This is a genomic window from Spirosoma daeguense (genome assembly GCF_054776875.1).
In genome coordinates this window covers 1-17,694 of sequence record NZ_BAAHBF010000008.1, presented here as the reverse complement: position 1 = coordinate 17,694, position 17,694 = coordinate 1, and the positions used below count along the sequence as shown (strand labels likewise).

Genomic DNA, 17,694 nt, shown 5'->3' with positions numbered 1-17,694 from the left:
AATGAATAACCCTCTTTTATGATTAAAACTTAACACCCAAATGCAGACCCGGCTCGGGGAAAAAGTGATTCTTCCACTTCCGCTCCATTCGGGCAAATGACTCGGGCATGTTGGTATTTACGGGCCAATAAGTCATCGCCACAGACGGTTCAATAAAGAATCGATTGCGAAACAGAGGAATGTGATATCCTACGCGAAAAGCTGTAAATAACTGAAAACCGTTCTGGATTTTAACATTTTCAGTACTCTTATACTGCTGCAAAAACGGCGTAGCGTGAGCAGCCGCATAAAGTCCTTTCCAGATATAACGCTGATAAGCAAGGCCAACGCCAATTCCCCGGATATGTCCCGGATAGTTTTCGTTAACATCACCAAACGAATCACCATAAGGAATTCCCAATGGCGCACTGTATTTCCAGGTTATTGCTTCTACTGAAAGCACATCTTTTTTAGTTAGCCAGTAACCAGCGTTGAGTTGAAAAAACGAGGGTGGATCAGGAAACAGGTTGCCAAGAACAAAGCCCGACGTACTGATGAAATGTCGTCTGAACGTAGCGGTTTCTTCTTTTTTCTGCCCATTGGCAACAGTGGCTACGAATAGGGCCAGCCCAACCAAAATAGATTTTGTGTTCATTACTTTACAAGTTGTTTATGCCTGCAAAGCTATCAGGGGCTCGTCGGTCGAGACCTTAACTTTAGTTAAGAAATACGTATCTGTTACGTAGCGGAGAAAGGAGATAATCTCTTGTTCAAAATTTAACATAACAATTTCTTATCATGTCTGTCTTTAAAGAAAGGGCAACTTTGTGCTTCTGAACCAAACTACTTTACTGCTATGAAAACAATTCAATTTTCGATTGACTTACGTTCTTTTTTTCTAGGCGCACTTACGCTGACGGGTATTCTGTTGCTGGCTAATTTCAAACCGTCTGATCAAAATCAGCCAGAACCCGGTAGCTCTGAAAATCGACGATATCAGGCCGTAACCAGCGAACGAGAATCGATCATTCTGGATACCCGAACAGGTCAGTTCGTTGTTCTTCCCAGCTATATCGGCCAACCGCGCAAGATCAGACTGGATTTCAATGACATAAAAGCTAAAAACTAGCCAACCTAGAACAGAAGTTTCTACCCCTTCCGCACTTGAGAAATTCGTCGGCGAATGCGGCTGAGTGATTCAGGTTTCATACCCAGATAACTTGCCAGTTGACGTAGCGGAATACGCTGAATTAAATCAGGTCTTATTTCCAGCAGGTTCAGGTAACGCTGCTCAGGCGAAGCATTTTTGAAGTCGGCAAAAGCGTTCTGATTCTTTGCCAATAATTGCTCAGAAAGAATGCGGCACAGTGTTTCAAAACGGGGAAATTTTTCAAAAACAATTTGTTCCATCGAAGGGTCTGTGACGAGCAAAATAGAATCTTCGACACAGGCAACGTAGTAATCAGACGGTTTTTTATTGACAACGCAGATTGGCGTACAGGATTCAGCTTCGGTATAAAACTCGGTAGTACGTTCTTCGCCCTCAATAATATGGTAGCATCGCAAGCAACCTTTCATCACAAAATAAGACTGCTTCGATGATTCGCCTTCTTTTAACAGAACGGTTCCTTTTTTAAAACTGTGAAACAAGGCAAGATGGGTTATTACGTTCTTTTCCTCATCCGTGAGTTTCAGGTATTGACCAATAAAAGCAAAGAGCTCCTGTTCCATTGTTTATAACGTAGCAGCGTTGCTGAACAGGCAAAAATAACTACGTAGCGGTTAAGATTACGAAGTAGTTTACAGCCCTAAAAATCAAACCTCACCCGTAGATGATTTACCCATTTAGTAACTGCGTAAACTATTGCATAAGACACTTCATAAGTACACATTTACTCAAAAAAACAGTAACTATGAAATCTGTAACTTTTCTTTCGATAATCTGGGTACTGTTGGTTGGCTGTACACCAAAAATTCAGGTTGTTACGTTGCGTGGTTCTAATGTTCAGCCTGCGAGCGAAGGTTTGGTATTAGATAATGATACGCTGACGCTACGTTACAATTTTGCCAGCGAACGTGGCCTGATGCATCTTACGCTCATCAACAAGCTCAATAAGCCGTTATACGTCGACTGGAAACGCTCCTCGTTTATCATTGGACAGGATAAAGTTGATTATTGGTACGACGTAGCAGAAGTTAACCTGACCGGAAACGCTTTTCGCTACAATCGCTACCTGAGTACTAGTTCATTAAACGGAACCGTTACCAAAGCCGATCCAATTGCGTTTATTCCTCCGCAGACAAAATTAGAAAAGCAGCAATTTGTGGTCGTTCCGGCAGGTACAGTGAACCTCGTTGGGCAACCCAAAACCGAGCAGGAACCATCGAAACTTTTGTACGGTAAAAAACCAGTTGACGTTACTGTTTATAGCTACACACCGAACCAGTCACCGCTGAAATTCCGGAACTACCTCACGCTTTCTACTGACAAGGATTTCAAAACGGAATTTACAATCGATACAAATTTTTGGGCATCAGATGTAAAAGTACTACCTCGCAACCATCTGCTAACCGAACAATCGCGCGAACATCAATACACAGTAGAGGTACCCTTTAAACAACCCGACGGTTTCTACGTACTTTTACCAACTCAGTAAGACTATATTCATTCCTATTCTATGAACCCCGTTTTTGCAAAGCTCAATTACAAAGCCCAGCCCGAGATTATTGTTCTAAATCCGCCCGACGAGTTTCTTCCTGTTATGGATGAGATGCGTTCGGTGACAACCATCGTTACGTTGCCAGAGCAGATTCAGGTGGGTAGTTTTGCGATTGCTTTTGTCAAAACGCAACAGGAAGTCGATACGGTTAGTCCGCTTCTGGTCGAAAAAATTCAGGGCGATGGCGTTTTATGGCTGGCGTATCCGAAGGGTTCTTCGAAAAAATATAAATGTGATCGGGCGACGCATCGCTTCAACCGCGATACGGGCTGGGCAATACTGGGTAAACTCGGTTTTGAACCTGTCCGAATGGTAGCAATCGACAACGACTGGAGCGCGCTACGTTTCCGACGGGTTGAGTACGTCAAAAAAATGACACGTAACGAAAGCGGAGCTATTTCTGAACAGGGCAAAGCAAAAGTCCGGCAGTAAGAGGCCCCAACAGGCTCTGGCTGTTGGATAAATTTTGCGTGTTGGTTTAGCCGCTGACGCGACTCCGACAGCCGGAGCCTGTCGGGGCCAGATCAATGGATAAATTTCTGGAACGAAAAGTCGGGGTGGCGCATCTCTATTTCGTTTTCGCTGGATTCACGCTGGGCTTCTGAAGCATAGGCGATCATTTTTTGTTCATAATCGCTGATGGCAGCCTGTATCGTTTCGAAGTTTCCACCGTTCAGATTTTCCGACAAGGTTAATGCATCCACCAGCCCGGTATTCACCCCCTGACCGGCAAAAGGCGGCATCAAATGGGCGGCATCGCCAATGAGCGTTATGGGCAAAGGCCGTTCACTTTTCCAGGGCGCATCCAACGGCAATTTTCTCGTCGACAATCCAACAAAAAAAGACGTAGCATTGATTAATTGCTGGTAACGTCCATCCCAACCGGAGAGTCTATCTGAAAGAAACGCACGAACGCTGGCCATATTCTGAAAATCTACTACGTCTCCCTTAGCCCATTCGTCTGGTTTTCTAAAAATTACGCCATAGCTCAACATGCCGTTATTGTACGGATTGGCAACCAGCAAATTACCTTCATGGGCCGTCATGAGCCTATTTCCGTCGCATAATTGATAAAACTCCGGGCAGTTGAGTTCAGGTTGTGCTACGTCTCCCTGTATGATAAATGTTCCGGTATCTTCCACCTCAGCATCCGTTACGTAACTCCTTACTCTGGACATTCCTCCGTTGGCTACAATAACCAAATCGGCGATTGCATCCGGCTGATTTTCGAATTGTAATCGCCATTTTCCACGATCTTCTTCCAGACCAATCACTTTTCTGTCCCAGACAACGGTATCGTTTTCTAGACTGTCGAGCAATAGTTTTCGTAAATCGTTTCTGTTGATTTCGGGATTGTCGAACTGATTTTCGGGAGTCGTTTTTTTTGTTAACAATACGTTGCCCTGTTCGTCGGCAATGGTGATGCCCATAGGTAATGACGTAGCGTAATAATTCTCCAGCAAGCCTACTTTTTTCAGGGCTTCCTGACCCGAATGTTTATGCAGGTCTAACGTACCACCCCAAATTCTTGCCAGTGGATCTTTGTCTCTTTCATATACCGCTACGTCGACGCCTTGTTGTTGTAGTAATCGAGCCATTGTCAGACCGACAGGCCCCGCGCCAAGGATGGCTACTTTTTTATTATTTAGTAACATGATTTTGCGTTGTTTACTAGTCAATTGCAACGCAAAATTCCGAAACTCGGCTACGTTAGGCTTGTATAAACACGACAAAATCGTCGGTGGCGATCAGTTTCCTTTTCTTCGTTTTTCGGGCGAAGGCCGCTGGTGTCGTGCCGCTATACCGTTTAAATTCCCGGCTCAGGTGAGCCTGATCCGTATAACCAAACTCATGCGCTAAGCCGGCCAGATTCGCGTTGGGATGAAGCCATAAGTGATTCCGAACCTGCTCAAAGCGCATCAGCCCCGATACGTCTTTAACCGAATAGCCCGACGACTGCTTGAACTTCCGTTCCAACGTACGTACCGTTGCGTGAGCTGCTTCCGCTACCCGGCTCACAGGTATGGTTCCGGCAGCTTCCAGCATGGCCGTTCCGGCTTTGAATAACGTACTGTCTGTAGCAACTCCCGTTCTAGTCTGCAAGAAATACTGTTTTACCTGATCGATTGCTTCCTCAATCTTACCAGCCTGAATCCACTCATCCAGACTCGATTGAAGCTGAGCGATGGGATGCTCAACGGTACGTACGCCATCTTTATCTGAGGGCAGTCCAAGCAAATCGAATACAGTCCAGGGGAAGCACCGGATCGCAATAATTTCCAAACGTTTTTTGGTATAAAACAGAGCTGGCTGATTGAGTAGTCCAACCATAAACGGTGACGGCAAGGGCTGCAAGCCACTAGTAGTCGCAATGCTACAGCCGCTGCCGAAATGAAAAATGATTTCAGCGTAGCCATCCGGTACTACCTCAAAAATCGTTTGCTGCTCCCCAAATTCTTCCCTGTTGTACCAAAAGCATTTTATGATATTCCGTAGTTCGTAAGGTGGTTCAAATTCCAGATGCTGCATGATGAGTGCTTGTGTTGAAAGCCGTTTGACGCTTTGTCAGTAGCTTACCACCCCCAACCGAACGTCGGCCCGGCCCCTCCTAAAACAGGAGAGGGCTTTCTCAACGACCACCGCTGGGCGTTGACTCAATTCTAGAATAAGGGAACAAGTCAGTCTCTGTGTGTCCCCTCCTGTTTTAAGGTGTCTATTACCCACAAAGTGAGGTTTTTTGTTATGAGTGTACGTTCTTTGATATGATGTATCCATTTTGTGTCAGCCATGCGCATTGAACCTGTTATTGCTGCTCAAATGCAGGCATTTCGATTGGGCGATCAACGGCTCAATCAACGATGCCAGCATGTTCAGGAACAACTCCTACAAGCAGATGCTAGCCAGAGTTTTCCCCAACTCTTCAACCAACCCTACCAACTCAAAGCCTTCTATCGCCTGTTGCACAACCCCAAACTCTCGTCACAAGCCATCTCGCGGGCCTATAGCCGGGGACTCATCAAATGGGCAGGCCAGCAAAGCCAATCGAAAGATACCTATTGGTTTGTCTTTCAAGACACCACCTTCGGGAAATATCATCATCATTCGCTACAGCTAGGCTATCTCCAATTGCCTACCGATAATGGGATCTTACTGCATCATGCCCTGCTGACGGACGAGAACTTTGTGCCCCTGGGCTTGCCTGTGCAACACATTATCCAACGTGCAGCTCCAGAGTACGGCAAGGGGGAGGAACGCAAAAAGAGACCCGTTGAGCAAAAGGAAAGTGCCAAATGGCTTTTGGGCCTGGAGTGGGGTAAACGCTTTAGTCGCCAAACCAGGCGCCAACTCATCCAGGTGGCGGATCGGGAAGCGGATTGTACTGAATTGATCAATCGAGCTTACAAAGCCCGTCAACACCTGATCATCCGTAGCCGTGGTGGGCGTCGCATCGCCAATAGCGACTATACCTTGGCTGATTGGCAAGCCAAGTGCCCCCAAGTCCATGAGGTAGAGCGGCCGTTGTTAGATGGGCAGGGTAAGGCTCATCGGTGTCGCTGTCGCCTAGCGTACAGTAAAGTGCAGCTTCGGGGTATTGATAAGCCTTTGTGGGTGGTCTATCTCACTCAACAAGAACCCATTGCTGGCCAAGAGATGGCCCATTGGATTGTGCTGACAAGCCTACCCGTAGCTGATGTTTCGACGGCGAGTTGGATATTGGACGTCTATAGTCGGCGCTGGCCCACCTGTGAAGACTTCCACAAATGCCTCAAAACGGGTTGTGGTATTGAGCATCGTCACTTACACTCGACGCAGGCTTTATTTGGTGCTATTGGCCTCTTGAGTTTGGTGTCTATTGCCCTTTTGCGCTTACGTCATTTGGCCCTTCATGATCCGGATATGCCCGTTAGTGGGATCTTAGCTGAGGCTGAGTTGCGAGTCGCTCAGGATTTAAGTAGGCGTTATCTGACGGCTAGTGATGGCACTGCTTGCCAATCTCAAAGTATGCGCTGGTTTGTGTTATTACTGGCTCGGGTAGGTGGTCATCAAGGGATTCGTCAGGCGGGTTTACCGGGTTGGCAAACCATCTGGCGGGGCTACCGACAGTTTAGCCTGCTAGTGGAAGGATACATCATGTCAAAGAACGTGTACTCAGAACGAAAACCCCCAACTTAAGGGTAATAGACACCCTGTTTTAAGAGGGGGTTGGGGGTGGTCTAAGCGTATTATTGATCTATTATTGCCAATTAAACCAACTTCTTACCTACACTTTCTTTTATTGCTTCAAAAACTCGCCCAGATTCTGCTTTGTCACCAACTGAAACGGAATCAGTGTTTCTTTTTCGAAAGGCTGTTTTTTTGCCATTTTTATGGCTGTTTCAATGGCTTTGGCACCCTGCTGTTCCGCGTTCTGAAATACGGTAGCATCCAGCGTTCCTTTCTTCACCGCTTGCAAGGCATCTGGGATCGCATCGATACTCACAACCAACACTTTACCTTTCAGACCCGCATCGGTCAGGGCTTTTACGGCACCTAACCCCATTTCGTCGTTCTGAGCAAATACGGCGTTAATTTGTGGGCCAAACGACTGAATCCAGTTTTCCATCAACGACATCGCTTTGGCACGATCCCATTCGCCCGTTTGGTGAGCCAGCAATTTCAGATTCGGGTATTGTTTCAGAACTTCGCGGGCACCCTGCTCACGTTTGATTTGAGCTGCCTGTCCCATGTAGCCGTGCATCATCACTATGTTGCCCTTTCCGCCCAGTTTATCGGCAATAAATTTCATCGCGATACGTGCCGATTCTACGTCGTCGGAACCGACAAAAGCCGATGGTTTCGCACTGGTTTCGGAGTTTACGTTGATGATCGGAATATTGGCCGCCAACGCTTTTGTAACAGCGGGCGAGCTTGCTTCCACTTCGCAGGGATTCATAATAATAGCGTCGACACCCTGCGCAATAAAGCTTTCGACCTGCTCCACCTGTTTCAACGCCGACCGTTCCGCATCGACTGTAATCAGTTCAACGCCATCGGCTTCGGCTTTTTTAGCCATTTCGTCGTGTACGTTCACAATGAACTCGTTCTGCATACTGAGCATAGTAGCTCCCACAACGATTTTCTTGCTATCTCCTCCCCCACTTTTTTCGCTACTTCCTGATTGATTACAACTCAGCAGGAAAGCACTAAACAGAAGGGATAAACTAAGCGATGTTATTGATAGTCGTGTCATGATACGTTACTTTGTCGATTGATTCAAACTGTCGAGCACAACAGCCCCAATGATAATAATACCCATTACAACTTGCTGATAATAAGACGTTACGTTCAGTAAATCGAGTCCGTTACTGATAACCCCGATGAGCAATGCACCCAGCAACGTACCAGTCATGGTACCTGTGCCACCCGACGTACTGGTTCCCCCGATAATGGCGGCCGCAATGGCGTCGAGTTCAAAGCCTGCCCCGGCGTTTGGCTGACCGGTGGTGATACGTGATGTTAGCAGAATACCCGCCAATGCCGCCAGTCCTCCGCATAAGGTGTATACCACCATTTTCACCGTGCCTAACTGAATACCTGATGCACGAGCGGCCTGTTCGTTCCCCCCAACGGCATACATATAGCGGCCCAAAACGGTTTTTCGCAAGATGATAGAGCAGATAACGAACGCCACAATCAGAATGAGAATCAGCGTGGGGACACCCAGAATTTTACCACCACCGATAAAATTAAATGAGTCAGACAGGTTCGATACGGGACGACCTTTACTCAGAATCAGCGCCAGTCCACGCCCAACGGTCATGGTTCCTAACGTAACGATAAACGGCGGCACCTTGCTTCGGGTAATGATAAATCCGTTGAACGCGCCAAACACAAGACCAGCCAGCATACCCATACCGATAGGCATAACCACCGGATACGTATCAGGATGCGCGAACGACGCAGCTGCAATGCCCGTAACGGCTACAATAGACCCCACCGAAAGATCAATGCCGCCAGTGATGATCACGAACGTAACGCCAAAAGCAAGTAGCGCGTTAATCGACACCTGCGTCACGATAATCATCAGATTTTGAACGGTCAAGAACGTTGGCGTCAAAAAAGTGAGCGTCAGGCAGATGGCGAAGAAAGCAATTAAAAGACCGTATTTCTCGAGTCCTCGTAGTCGTGCTGTATATGTATTTTCCATGTGTGTTGTTAAGGCCTCGACAGGCTCTGGCTGTCGAAATCGCGCCAGCGACTAATCCAGTAAATGCAACGTATCCGACAGCCAGAGCCTGTCGGGGCCGGTTAGAATTAGAGTCAGGGTTGCATGGCGTACCGCATAATCGTTTCCTGCGTGGCTTCATCGGCGGATAATGTTGCCGTCAGTTTTCCTTTCGCCAGCACCAGAATCCGGTCGCTCATGCCGAGCAGTTCGGGGAGTTCCGACGAGATCAGGATAACCGCAATTCCTTTCTCTTTCAGTTGATTGATCAATTTATAAATTTCAGCTTTCGCGCCAATGTCGATACCACGTGTGGGTTCATCCAGAATGATGAGCGATGGTGAAGAAAGCAGCACTTTGCCAATCACTACTTTTTGCTGGTTTCCACCACTCAGGTAAACAACCGACTGCTCGGGACTGGCCGCTTTTATTTTCAGATCGGCAATGGTTTTTCGGGCTACTTCCGATTCGCTACGGGCTTGCACCAGCCCACCCTTCGCATGTTGACGAAGACTCGACAATGTAATATTCTGCCATACCGACAGTTTCGGAATAAATCCCAGCTTTTTGCGGTCTTCGCTCACGTAGCCAATTCCCCGCTGAATGGCTTCCTGCGGTGATTTTATAACGATACGTTCCCCATTCAGGTAAATTTCGCCAGCATCGGGTTTGTCGAGGCCATAAATAGTACGGGCAATTTCGGTTCGACCAGCCCCCATCAAACCAGCCAGTCCCAGCACTTCGCCCGCATAAGCTGAGAAACTGATGTCATTGAATTCGCCCTGCCGACTCAATTGGTTTACCGACAGAACTTCTTTACCCCGTTGCGTCGAAGAAGCAGGGAAAAGGCTGTCGATTTTCCGACCGACCATCATGGTTATCAACGTATCGATGTCGAGTTCGGCAGCAGGACGAGTACCGATATACGTACCATCGCGCAGCACCGTAATGGTGTCGGAAATGGTAAATATCTCATCCATCTTGTGCGAGATGTAAATAATCGCTACGCCTTTAGCCGTTAGGTCTCTGATAATCTTGAACAACGTAGTAACCTCACGATCAGAGAGTGCCGACGTCGGTTCGTCCATGATAATAACCTTGGCATCGTTCGAGATGGCTTTGGCAATTTCAACCATCTGCATCTGCGCTACGCTCAGGGTTTTCATAGGCGCATCGGGCGAAATAGAAACGCCCATCTGCGCCAGCAACGTAGCAGCCTGTTGACTCAACGAACGGTCGTTCAGCCAGCTAAATAACCTGCCGTTACGTTCCCGACCCAGAAAAATATTCTGTGCAACAGTTAACTCGGGCACCACCAGTATTTCCTGATGAATCATAGAAATACCTTTTTTCATTACGTCCCGCACGTGGCCCGTATGCAAATCATCGCCCTCAAAACGGATTTCACCTGAATCTGGCGTTTCGAGCCCGATCAGAATTTTCATGAGTGTCGATTTCCCGGCCCCGTTCTCCCCCATCAGCGCATGCACTTCCCCAGGTCGAACGGCCAGTTGAACCTTGTCGAGTGCCTTTACCCCCGAAAACGTTTTAGTTAGTTCGCTTACCTGAAGAATGTAATCCTGATTGGGTTGCATAACGTAATGACGGCGATAACAACCGTCGGTTCTCTAAGACCAGAATCCACCAAATATACCGTAATCAACTCGTCAGAAGCCTTTTTTTACTACGTAGCAGATTCATACGCAGCAAAAATGAACGTATCAATAGCCCGAAAATAGCCAACCACCGTATTATGAACAACGATACGCTTTCTGTTGAGACGTAATGAACACACTAGCTCCAAACACGCAACTGGCCATTGACGGTGGCGAAAAAACCATTAAAACTTCGTTTCCCTGGCCTATTTTCGACGAACAGGATGTAAATGCTGTAGCCGACGTAGTACGTAGCGGCCAATGGGGAAATCCGGATTGCGCGGGGTTGGTAGCCGAACTCGAGCGGGAGTTTGCCGACTATTGCGGCAGTAAATACGCACTGAGTTGCGCCAACGGTTCGGTATCGTTACGTATGGCCTTGATTGCCTGCGGTGTACGTCCCGGCGATGAGGTGATTGTGCCGCCTTACACGTTTATCGCTACGGCTTCGATTGTGCTGGAGGTGAACTGCGTGCCGGTGTTCGTCGATATTGAACCCGATACGTATAATCTCGACCCGAACGCCATTGAAGCGGCCATTACCGAACGTACTAAAGCGATTATTCCGGTTCATTTTGCGGGATTGCCCTGTAATATGGACGCCATTATGGACATTGCCCGGCGGCACAATCTGCGTGTTATTGAAGATAGCGCGCATGGACACGGAGCCGAATACAAAGGCCGAAAGCTTGGGTCGATTGGCGATGTGGGAAGTTTTAGTTTCCAGTCGTCGAAAAACCTGACTTCGGGCGAAGGTGGCATGGTGATTACTAACGACGATGCGCTTTACGAAACGATGAATTCGCTACGTAACGTTGGGCGGTTGCCGCACGGGCAATGGTACGATCACTTTAATCCGGGTTGCAATTACCGCATTACCCAGTTACAGGCCGTTCTGCTCAGTCAGCAACTCAAACGGCTAGATGCACAAACCATCGTTCGTAACGAAAACGGCCTTCACCTCGACAGCTTGCTCACTGAGATAAAAGGCATTACACCGTTAAGCCGGGGTAACGTAGCGATATGTCACAGCCACCACCTGTATATTTTCAGGTACGATAAAACCGAGTTTAATAATACGTCGAAAGCCGATTTCGTAGCGATGTTAGCTGCCGAAGGGTTGCCTTGTTCGGGCGGTTACCCGCATCCGCTTTATAAACAACCCGTTTTTCAGCAGAAGAACTGGATGTGCTACGCCATTCCTGATTCGGCCGATTATTCACAAACTCACTGCCCTGTTGCCGAACGCGCCTGTTCCGACGAAGCTGTTTGGATTTTTCAGCATGCCATGTTAGGCACCCGAAGCGATATGGAATCATTTGCCGAAGCCATTCGTAAAGTGCAACGCGCGCTCCAGTCTTAGATTTTTTAGATTATTCCTACCCTTCTCCTTATGAAATTAGCCGGTCGCCGAATCGGGTTCTGGTCGTTTTTATTGTTTCTAGCTGTTGCCATCCGCCCGTTAATGGCTCAGCCGATTTCGCTTCAAAAAGCGGTCATGCTAGTGTCGCCATCGATACCAAAACCGATGCATGAAACGGCTCCGCAAATGTTCAGCGAAGAAATTGCCAAGCGAACCGGCGTTACGTTAAAAACCGCAACGGGCTGGCCCAAGACGAATCCGGTCTGCATTGCTTTTGTACTTTCGACGGATAAAAATTTTCAGGGTGTAAACGTACCAGTCAGTGCTGCTCCCAATGGCCCTGAAACAAAATCCGAAGGCTTCCGAATCGTTAGCGACGTAACGCCGAAGGGCACAACACTCTGGATTATCGGAGCCGATGCACGCGGAATTCTGTTCGGCACGTCGTGGGTGCTACGTCATTTGAATATGACAACGAAACAACTCGAATTAGCTACGCCAGTAAATGTTGCTACGTCTCCGGCCTACCCCATTCGCGGGCACCAGTTGGGTTACAGAACCACCGCTAATTCTTACGATGCCTGGACGGTCGCCCAATTCGATCAGCATATTCGCGAACTGGCCATTTTTGGCACCAATGCTGTTGAAGGGATTCCGTTTCACGAAGAGGAAAAACCCAGTCCGCATTTCAAGATTTCACCGGCCGAAATGCGGGTAAGAATGAGCGAGATCTGCCAGAAATACGACCTTGATTACTGGGTCTGGACACCCGCTACGTTCGATCTGAAAAACGAAGCCAAACGCAAAGCGGAACTCGAACTACACGAATCGTTTTACAAAGCCTGCCCTCGTCTCGACCATATTTTCGTACCCGGTGGTGACCCCGGCGACAACCATCCACGGGAAGTGATGCCGTTTCTGAAAGATTTGCATACGCTCTTAATAAAATACCATCCGAAAGGAAAAATCTGGTTATCGCTGCAAGGATTTAGCGTGGAGCAAGTCGATTATTTTTACAATTACCTCACCCAGCAAAAGCCTGATTGGCTGGCTGGTGTGGTGCATGGCCCCAGTAGCCCGTCATTGGCCGAAACCCGTTTTCGGCTTCCGAAACAGTACCAGATCCGGCAATATCCCGACATTACACACAATGTTCGTTGCGAATTTCCGGCCGTCAATTTAGATCAGGCGTATGCACTGACATTGGGTCGGGAAGCGCCAAATCCAAGACCGTATTCGTATGCCAAAGTGCAGGACGCGATGGCGCCGTTTACCGACGGTTTTGTGTCGTATTCCGATGGTTGCCACGACGATGTGAACAAGGTAATCTGGAGCATGCGCGGTTATGAACCAGACAAGAGCGTTCATGAAATTCTGGAAGAATACGGTCGTTTTTTCTTCAACCCGGCGGTGGCTTCTTCAACGGCCGATGGCATTGAAGCGCTCGAACGGAACTGGATAGGGCCACTGGCCGAAAATGGCGGTGTGGAAGCTACGTTTTCATTCTGGAAAAAACTGGAAACCGACAATCCGGCACTACGTACCAACTGGCGCTGGCAGATTTTCCTGCTACGTGCCTATTACGATACGTATACCCGCCGACGATTGCTTTACGAACAATCGCTCGAACAAAAGGCCAACACTCTGTTATCTCAGGCAAAAACCATTGGCGCTGAAACGGCCATGAAACAGGCGCTTGATCTAGTGAATCAGGCAGATACGAAACCGGTTTCACCCGAAATTCACCAGAAAATAGAAACCCTATGTGCTGATTTATTCGCGTCGATTGGCTTGCAAACCAGCGTTCCCAAATACAAAGCGAAAGGCTATGAACGGGGCGCATTGCTCGATTTTGTGAATTACCCACTCAATAATCGCTGGTGGCTGGCTAGTGAATTCATCCGCATTAAATCGCTTAAAACAAACGAGGAGCAACTAGCTCGACTGATCGAAATCGGTACGTGGGAAAACCCCGGCAAAGGCAGTTTCTACGACGACGTATCGAGTATCAGCAAAGGCCCGCGTGTGAAAACAATTTCCGACGATGCTACCGACATTGCTTGGTGGGAAGACGGTTTCAGTCACGCCCGGTTGTCGTCGCAAACGTATCAACGTTGCCCTGCTCTCGATTACACCAATCTTGACCCCGGCGCACGCTACGTTATCCGGGTAGTCGGTTTTGGCGAAGCCCTGCTACGTGTCGACGGGCAACGGCTGGAACCTATCGTCTATAACCGAGCTGCTGATACGGTAAAAGAATGGATCGTTCCTCTATCCGCCACGCAGGACGGGCGTATCAGCGTTACGTTCGATCAGCCCGAAGAATCGCACCTCAACTGGCGTCAGAACTCAAAGATTTCTGATGTTTGGTTGTTGAAAGAGACAACAAAGGAGTGAGTGTAAGCTAAGAATTTAGGATACGTAGTGAACAAGCTGGCGGTATAAATTGGCTCACCAATGCGAGTGACCACCCGGCGCTTTACGTGGCGAACATTTTGGTTCAACCCACTGTTAGCCTCCCAGTTCATATCTAGTTTATGCCCGAAACATTATCGCTCGTTTGGCTACGTCGTGATTTGCGCCTGCACGACAATGCAGCTTTGTATCATGCACTTAAAAGTGGTCGTCCTGTTCTGCCCGTTTTTATTTTTGACCAGCTTATTCTTGATCAACTGGAAGACCGGTGCGACCGACGTATCGATTTTCTGGTAGATGAAGTGAACCGATTACGTAGTGAACTACGTGAGTTAGGGTCGGCTCTGATCGTTCGTTATGGAAAACCGGTTGACGTCTGGAAAGACTTGACGAAGCAGTACTCCATTGGCGATGTGTTTACCAATCACGATTACGAAGTGTATGCCAAAGAGCGCGACAAGGCCGTGGCGGAATTATTAGCCGAACGTAATATTGGTTTCCACACCAGCAAAGACCAGACGTTATTCGAACGCGACGAGGTACTGACTAAAAGCGGAAAGTCCTACACCGTGTTTACGCCTTACAGCCGAACCTGGCACGCGAAACTGGATACGTTCTATCTTAAATCCTATCCGACAGAGCGTTACTTCGAAAATTTCCTAAAAACAGATACGTTGCCGGTGCCTTCGCTGGAAGAAATGGGATTTAAAGCAGTGGATGAGTCTTTTCCGGCACGAAACGTATCCGACAAACTACTCGACAACTACAAAAAAACGCGCGATCTACCTGCTCTGAAACACAGCACCAGCGAACTGAGTATTCATCTACGATTCGGCACGATCAGTATTCGGGAACTGGCCCGTCAGGCGCAGAAATCCAGTGACAAAACGTTCCTGAACGAGCTATGCTGGCGGGATTTCTATTTTCAGGTGCTTGATCATTTCCCGCATGTTGAAAAGGAGTCGTTCCGGCGCGATTATGACCGAATCGAATGGCGGAATAATGAACAGGAATTTGATGCGTGGTGCCGTGGCGAAACGGGTTATCCGATTGTCGATGCTGGCATGCGACAGCTTAACAGCATTGGCTGGATGCACAACCGGGTTCGGATGATAACAGCCAGTTTTCTATGCAAACATCTGCTTATCGACTGGCGATGGGGTGAGGCTTATTTCGGAAAAAAGCTTCGCGATTACGACCTGTCGGCAAACAATGGTGGCTGGCAGTGGGCCGCCGGTTCTGGAACGGATGCGGCTCCGTATTTTCGCGTATTTAATCCGACATTACAAGCTAAAAAATTCGATCCGAAAGGAGACTATATTCGAAAATGGGTACCCGAAGTAGACAGCAAAAACTATCTCCAACCGATTGTTGAACATACCTTTGCCCGGCAACGAGCCATTGATGTCTATCGTAAAGCCTTGGCAAAAAAATAAGTCAGAACATCCGCTACTTTTTGTCGAGCAGGGAAAAGTAACTCACTTCCGGTTTGGTTCACGTAGATTAAACCGATTTCAACTCATCGTTCAAATCGGTTTAATCTATAGTCAAGAAATTCTTTTTTTGGTCGATATGTCTTGGGTATCCGAATAGGTTTGTATTCAAATTCACCAAAGAACCGTCGGTAAAACTCTTTGCCTGTTTCGGCTTTCAGGCGTTTCGAGATGAGCAATTTGTAATCGGTATCAATACAAATCAATCCATTTTCGTAGGCCCGGTCGTAGAGGTTCGATAGGCAAATTCCGTTTTCGGGGTTCAGTCTATTATGCTCGTCATTAGCCCACGGCACGATATGACCTGCTACGAGTAATTCCGGAACATCTATACCCGAAACAGCGCAACAATTTTCGTACGTTTTCAAAATCATTTGCCGAAACACGCTCTGGTTAACGCGAGTTTTAACCAGCCGTTCTTTCACTTCGCCTTTTAGGTTCGTAAGGTCGAATACAATTTCCGGGTGTAAATCTTCAACTGTTTTTTGCTGATAGTCAGCCAGAATCTGCTCGCTCTCAAAAACCAAATTTTCCTGATTATTGATAAATTCATTCCAGATCGGCTCAACCTGTTTCCGACCGTTCGCCAATCCCACAATTCCACGTCGTTGGTGATATGGGTCAACATGGGCGAAGTTATTCAGTCGCATGGCAACGGCGTTGTCAGTCCTCCCAATAATTTGTGCTAAATCTTTAACTTCTCTGGTACGTTTATCCAGTTTCCCAAAAGGAAGTTTCAGGTACAAATTCAAGACAACAATTAGTTCTTTACGAGTCCACAAATCGGTTCTTGCCATACACGAAAATAACGGTTTTGGATTTGGGCGGGTTTATTTATCACAGGCCCATCTCATAAAAAGCAAAACAGCCAGACCGTTCCTGATCTGGCTGTTTCTTTAGGTATATGATTGACGCCCCTATCGCTGAAGTAGGCGAATTACCTGCTGTTCAGCCGCCGTGCGGACTTCAAGTAATAGCACACCCATCATACGATCAACTGTCAGGCTAAGGCGCTCTTTGTCACTGGCTCGCTCAATACGTTCTCCGGCTAGCTGGTGGCCTTGCAAATTCACTAGTTTTACCGACACTGACTGGCCAGTAATTCCACTGATTTCGAGTTCTACCGCCGAACCCGTCAGCGGATTGCCCAGCACCTTCACCTGTAAACCAGTTCCCGTTTCAGCCACTCCCTGTCGGGCAGGTGTATTACAGGCAGCTAGCCAGTTGTAGTCGTAACTGAATTGAGAAACGCCCTGTTGTGCCCGTAACCGCAGAGTCGGATTATCGGCATACAACTCCAGCGTATAAGGGCCCGAATTCGTAGTAGGTAGCAGCTCATTAACAATTGAGAAACTCACCGGACTACCATCCAAACCACTGTATTGCGGGGTAAAGGTCACTGAACGGCGTCCTCCGCTGGCACTCGCGCAACTTAATGTTTGCACACTCGTGATGGCAAAACCACTCGTTTGTCCCGCCGGAAGCACCGTCAACACAAATGTGGTACTTATATTCAATCCACCGGGGTCAGTGGCGGTTACGGTCACTGTACTCACTCCCGGTTGCGTAGGTATACCTCCTATCTGCGTTGGCGGACTGAAACTCATGCCAGCAGGCAAGCCATTCACACTCAGCACTAAGCTGTGGGGTGATTCATTATCAGTAAACGTCGTTTGCGGAATGGCGTAGCCAAACCCCTGCCCTACATTCGCCGTCTGATCGGCCAACTGCATATTCACCCTGGGCGGAGTATTGGATTGCGAAGTTCTACAATTGGCCAACCAGTCGTAGGTAAATGACGATTCACCCAGACTACCGCCCTGAGTCGCTTTCAGCACAATGGTGGGATTATCGGTGTAAAGCT

Annotated in this window: 16 protein-coding genes; 7 read left to right on the top strand and 9 right to left on the bottom strand. The window is 47.9% G+C overall.

The annotated features are described in order from the left end of the window. Positions 1 to 22 precede the first annotated feature (22 nt). The gene (locus ACYVD4_RS24140) at positions 23 to 634 is read right to left on the bottom strand and encodes a hypothetical protein (RefSeq protein WP_460950114.1); all 612 of its coding nucleotides are present in this window, start codon (positions 632 to 634) and stop codon (positions 23 to 25) included. Between the two features lie 201 nt (positions 635 to 835). Between ACYVD4_RS24140 and ACYVD4_RS24135 the strand changes: the two genes are divergently transcribed. After that, positions 836 to 1,108, top strand: coding sequence for a hypothetical protein (locus ACYVD4_RS24135; protein ID WP_460950113.1), 273 nt, complete (start codon positions 836 to 838; stop codon positions 1,106 to 1,108). 20 nt (positions 1,109 to 1,128) lie between these two features. Here the strand turns inward: ACYVD4_RS24135 and ACYVD4_RS24130 are convergent, their stop codons facing one another. Beyond that, a complete protein-coding gene (locus ACYVD4_RS24130; protein WP_460950112.1) occupies positions 1,129 to 1,710 on the bottom strand; it encodes a Crp/Fnr family transcriptional regulator in 582 nt (193 codons plus the stop codon). Between the two features lie 182 nt (positions 1,711 to 1,892). Here ACYVD4_RS24130 and ACYVD4_RS24125 point away from each other — a divergent pair, with 182 nt between their 5' ends. Together ACYVD4_RS24125 and ACYVD4_RS24120 are read left to right on the top strand one after the other, a co-directional pair. After that, positions 1,893 to 2,636, top strand: coding sequence for a hypothetical protein (locus tag ACYVD4_RS24125; RefSeq protein WP_460950110.1), 744 nt, complete (start codon positions 1,893 to 1,895; stop codon positions 2,634 to 2,636). Between the two features lie 21 nt (positions 2,637 to 2,657). Beyond that, positions 2,658 to 3,131, top strand: a complete 474-nt coding sequence (locus tag ACYVD4_RS24120; RefSeq protein WP_460950109.1) for a hypothetical protein — start codon at positions 2,658 to 2,660, stop codon at positions 3,129 to 3,131. Between the two features lie 92 nt (positions 3,132 to 3,223). On the opposite strand, the gene ACYVD4_RS24115 is transcribed toward ACYVD4_RS24120, so the two are convergent. Then, positions 3,224 to 4,354 carry an FAD-dependent oxidoreductase gene (locus tag ACYVD4_RS24115; RefSeq protein WP_460950107.1) on the bottom strand — a complete coding sequence of 377 codons (1,131 nt, stop codon included), beginning with the start codon at positions 4,352 to 4,354 and terminating at the stop codon, positions 3,224 to 3,226. Positions 4,355 to 4,409: 55 nt separating this feature from the next. Next, the gene (locus ACYVD4_RS24110) at positions 4,410 to 5,228 is read right to left on the bottom strand and encodes a helix-turn-helix domain-containing protein (RefSeq protein ID WP_460950105.1); all 819 of its coding nucleotides are present in this window, start codon (positions 5,226 to 5,228) and stop codon (positions 4,410 to 4,412) included. A gap of 258 nt (positions 5,229 to 5,486) precedes the next feature. Between ACYVD4_RS24110 and ACYVD4_RS24105 the strand changes: the two genes are divergently transcribed. Continuing rightward, positions 5,487 to 6,872 carry an IS4 family transposase gene (locus ACYVD4_RS24105; protein ID WP_460950104.1) on the top strand — a complete coding sequence of 462 codons (1,386 nt, stop codon included), beginning with the start codon at positions 5,487 to 5,489 and terminating at the stop codon, positions 6,870 to 6,872. Between the two features lie 100 nt (positions 6,873 to 6,972). Here ACYVD4_RS24105 and ACYVD4_RS24100 read toward each other — a convergent pair whose 3' ends face one another. The 3 genes from ACYVD4_RS24100 to ACYVD4_RS24090 form a co-directional block, all read right to left on the bottom strand. Beyond that, positions 6,973 to 7,929 (bottom strand): sugar ABC transporter substrate-binding protein, encoded by a 957-nt coding sequence (locus ACYVD4_RS24100; RefSeq protein WP_460950102.1) that lies wholly within the window; start codon positions 7,927 to 7,929, stop codon positions 6,973 to 6,975. 6 nt (positions 7,930 to 7,935) lie between these two features. Next, positions 7,936 to 8,886 carry an ABC transporter permease gene (locus tag ACYVD4_RS24095; protein ID WP_460950100.1) on the bottom strand — a complete coding sequence of 317 codons (951 nt, stop codon included), beginning with the start codon at positions 8,884 to 8,886 and terminating at the stop codon, positions 7,936 to 7,938. Positions 8,887 to 8,999: 113 nt separating this feature from the next. Further along, positions 9,000 to 10,499 carry a sugar ABC transporter ATP-binding protein gene (locus ACYVD4_RS24090; RefSeq protein ID WP_460950098.1) on the bottom strand — a complete coding sequence of 500 codons (1,500 nt, stop codon included), beginning with the start codon at positions 10,497 to 10,499 and terminating at the stop codon, positions 9,000 to 9,002. 190 nt (positions 10,500 to 10,689) lie between these two features. Between ACYVD4_RS24090 and ACYVD4_RS24085 the strand changes: the two genes are divergently transcribed. The 3 genes from ACYVD4_RS24085 to ACYVD4_RS24075 all read left to right on the top strand — a co-directional run bounded on the left by ACYVD4_RS24085 (position 10,690) and on the right by ACYVD4_RS24075 (position 15,773). Further along, a complete protein-coding gene (locus ACYVD4_RS24085; RefSeq protein ID WP_460950096.1) occupies positions 10,690 to 11,922 on the top strand; it encodes a DegT/DnrJ/EryC1/StrS family aminotransferase in 1,233 nt (410 codons plus the stop codon). A 30-nt stretch (positions 11,923 to 11,952) separates the two neighbouring features. Next, on the top strand, positions 11,953 to 14,319 hold the full coding sequence (locus ACYVD4_RS24080; protein WP_460950094.1) for a hypothetical protein: 2,367 nt from the start codon (positions 11,953 to 11,955) through the stop codon (positions 14,317 to 14,319). A 140-nt stretch (positions 14,320 to 14,459) separates the two neighbouring features. Continuing rightward, a complete protein-coding gene (locus tag ACYVD4_RS24075) occupies positions 14,460 to 15,773 on the top strand; it encodes a cryptochrome/photolyase family protein (RefSeq protein ID WP_460950092.1) in 1,314 nt (437 codons plus the stop codon). Positions 15,774 to 15,856: 83 nt separating this feature from the next. Here the strand turns inward: ACYVD4_RS24075 and ACYVD4_RS24070 are convergent, their stop codons facing one another. Both ACYVD4_RS24070 and ACYVD4_RS24065 read right to left on the bottom strand, forming a co-directional pair. Then, complete coding sequence (locus ACYVD4_RS24070; protein ID WP_460950091.1) at positions 15,857 to 16,627, bottom strand: HNH endonuclease; 771 nt, start codon at positions 16,625 to 16,627, stop codon at positions 15,857 to 15,859. Positions 16,628 to 16,747: 120 nt separating this feature from the next. Further along, positions 16,748 to 17,694 (bottom strand): Ig domain-containing protein (locus ACYVD4_RS24065; RefSeq protein WP_460950089.1); only part of this gene is annotated, 947 nt, incomplete at its 5' end.

Coding starts and splice junctions, on each gene's coding strand:
- ACYVD4_RS24080 (WP_460950094.1), top strand. CDS start 11,953: ATGAAATTAGCCGGTCGCCGAATCGGGTTCTGGTCGTTTTTATTGTTT.
- ACYVD4_RS24140 (WP_460950114.1), bottom strand. CDS start 634: ATGAACACAAAATCTATTTTGGTTGGGCTGGCCCTATTCGTAGCCACT.
- ACYVD4_RS24070 (WP_460950091.1), bottom strand. CDS start 16,627: ATGGCAAGAACCGATTTGTGGACTCGTAAAGAACTAATTGTTGTCTTG.
- ACYVD4_RS24115 (WP_460950107.1), bottom strand. CDS start 4,354: ATGTTACTAAATAATAAAAAAGTAGCCATCCTTGGCGCGGGGCCTGTC.
- ACYVD4_RS24090 (WP_460950098.1), bottom strand. CDS start 10,499: ATGCAACCCAATCAGGATTACATTCTTCAGGTAAGCGAACTAACTAAA.
- ACYVD4_RS24085 (WP_460950096.1), top strand. CDS start 10,690: ATGAACACACTAGCTCCAAACACGCAACTGGCCATTGACGGTGGCGAA.
- ACYVD4_RS24130 (WP_460950112.1), bottom strand. CDS start 1,710: ATGGAACAGGAGCTCTTTGCTTTTATTGGTCAATACCTGAAACTCACG.
- ACYVD4_RS24120 (WP_460950109.1), top strand. CDS start 2,658: ATGAACCCCGTTTTTGCAAAGCTCAATTACAAAGCCCAGCCCGAGATT.
- ACYVD4_RS24135 (WP_460950113.1), top strand. CDS start 836: ATGAAAACAATTCAATTTTCGATTGACTTACGTTCTTTTTTTCTAGGC.
- ACYVD4_RS24110 (WP_460950105.1), bottom strand. CDS start 5,228: ATGCAGCATCTGGAATTTGAACCACCTTACGAACTACGGAATATCATA.
- ACYVD4_RS24075 (WP_460950092.1), top strand. CDS start 14,460: ATGCCCGAAACATTATCGCTCGTTTGGCTACGTCGTGATTTGCGCCTG.
- ACYVD4_RS24105 (WP_460950104.1), top strand. CDS start 5,487: ATGCGCATTGAACCTGTTATTGCTGCTCAAATGCAGGCATTTCGATTG.
- ACYVD4_RS24100 (WP_460950102.1), bottom strand. CDS start 7,929: ATGACACGACTATCAATAACATCGCTTAGTTTATCCCTTCTGTTTAGT.
- ACYVD4_RS24125 (WP_460950110.1), top strand. CDS start 1,893: ATGAAATCTGTAACTTTTCTTTCGATAATCTGGGTACTGTTGGTTGGC.
- ACYVD4_RS24095 (WP_460950100.1), bottom strand. CDS start 8,886: ATGGAAAATACATATACAGCACGACTACGAGGACTCGAGAAATACGGT.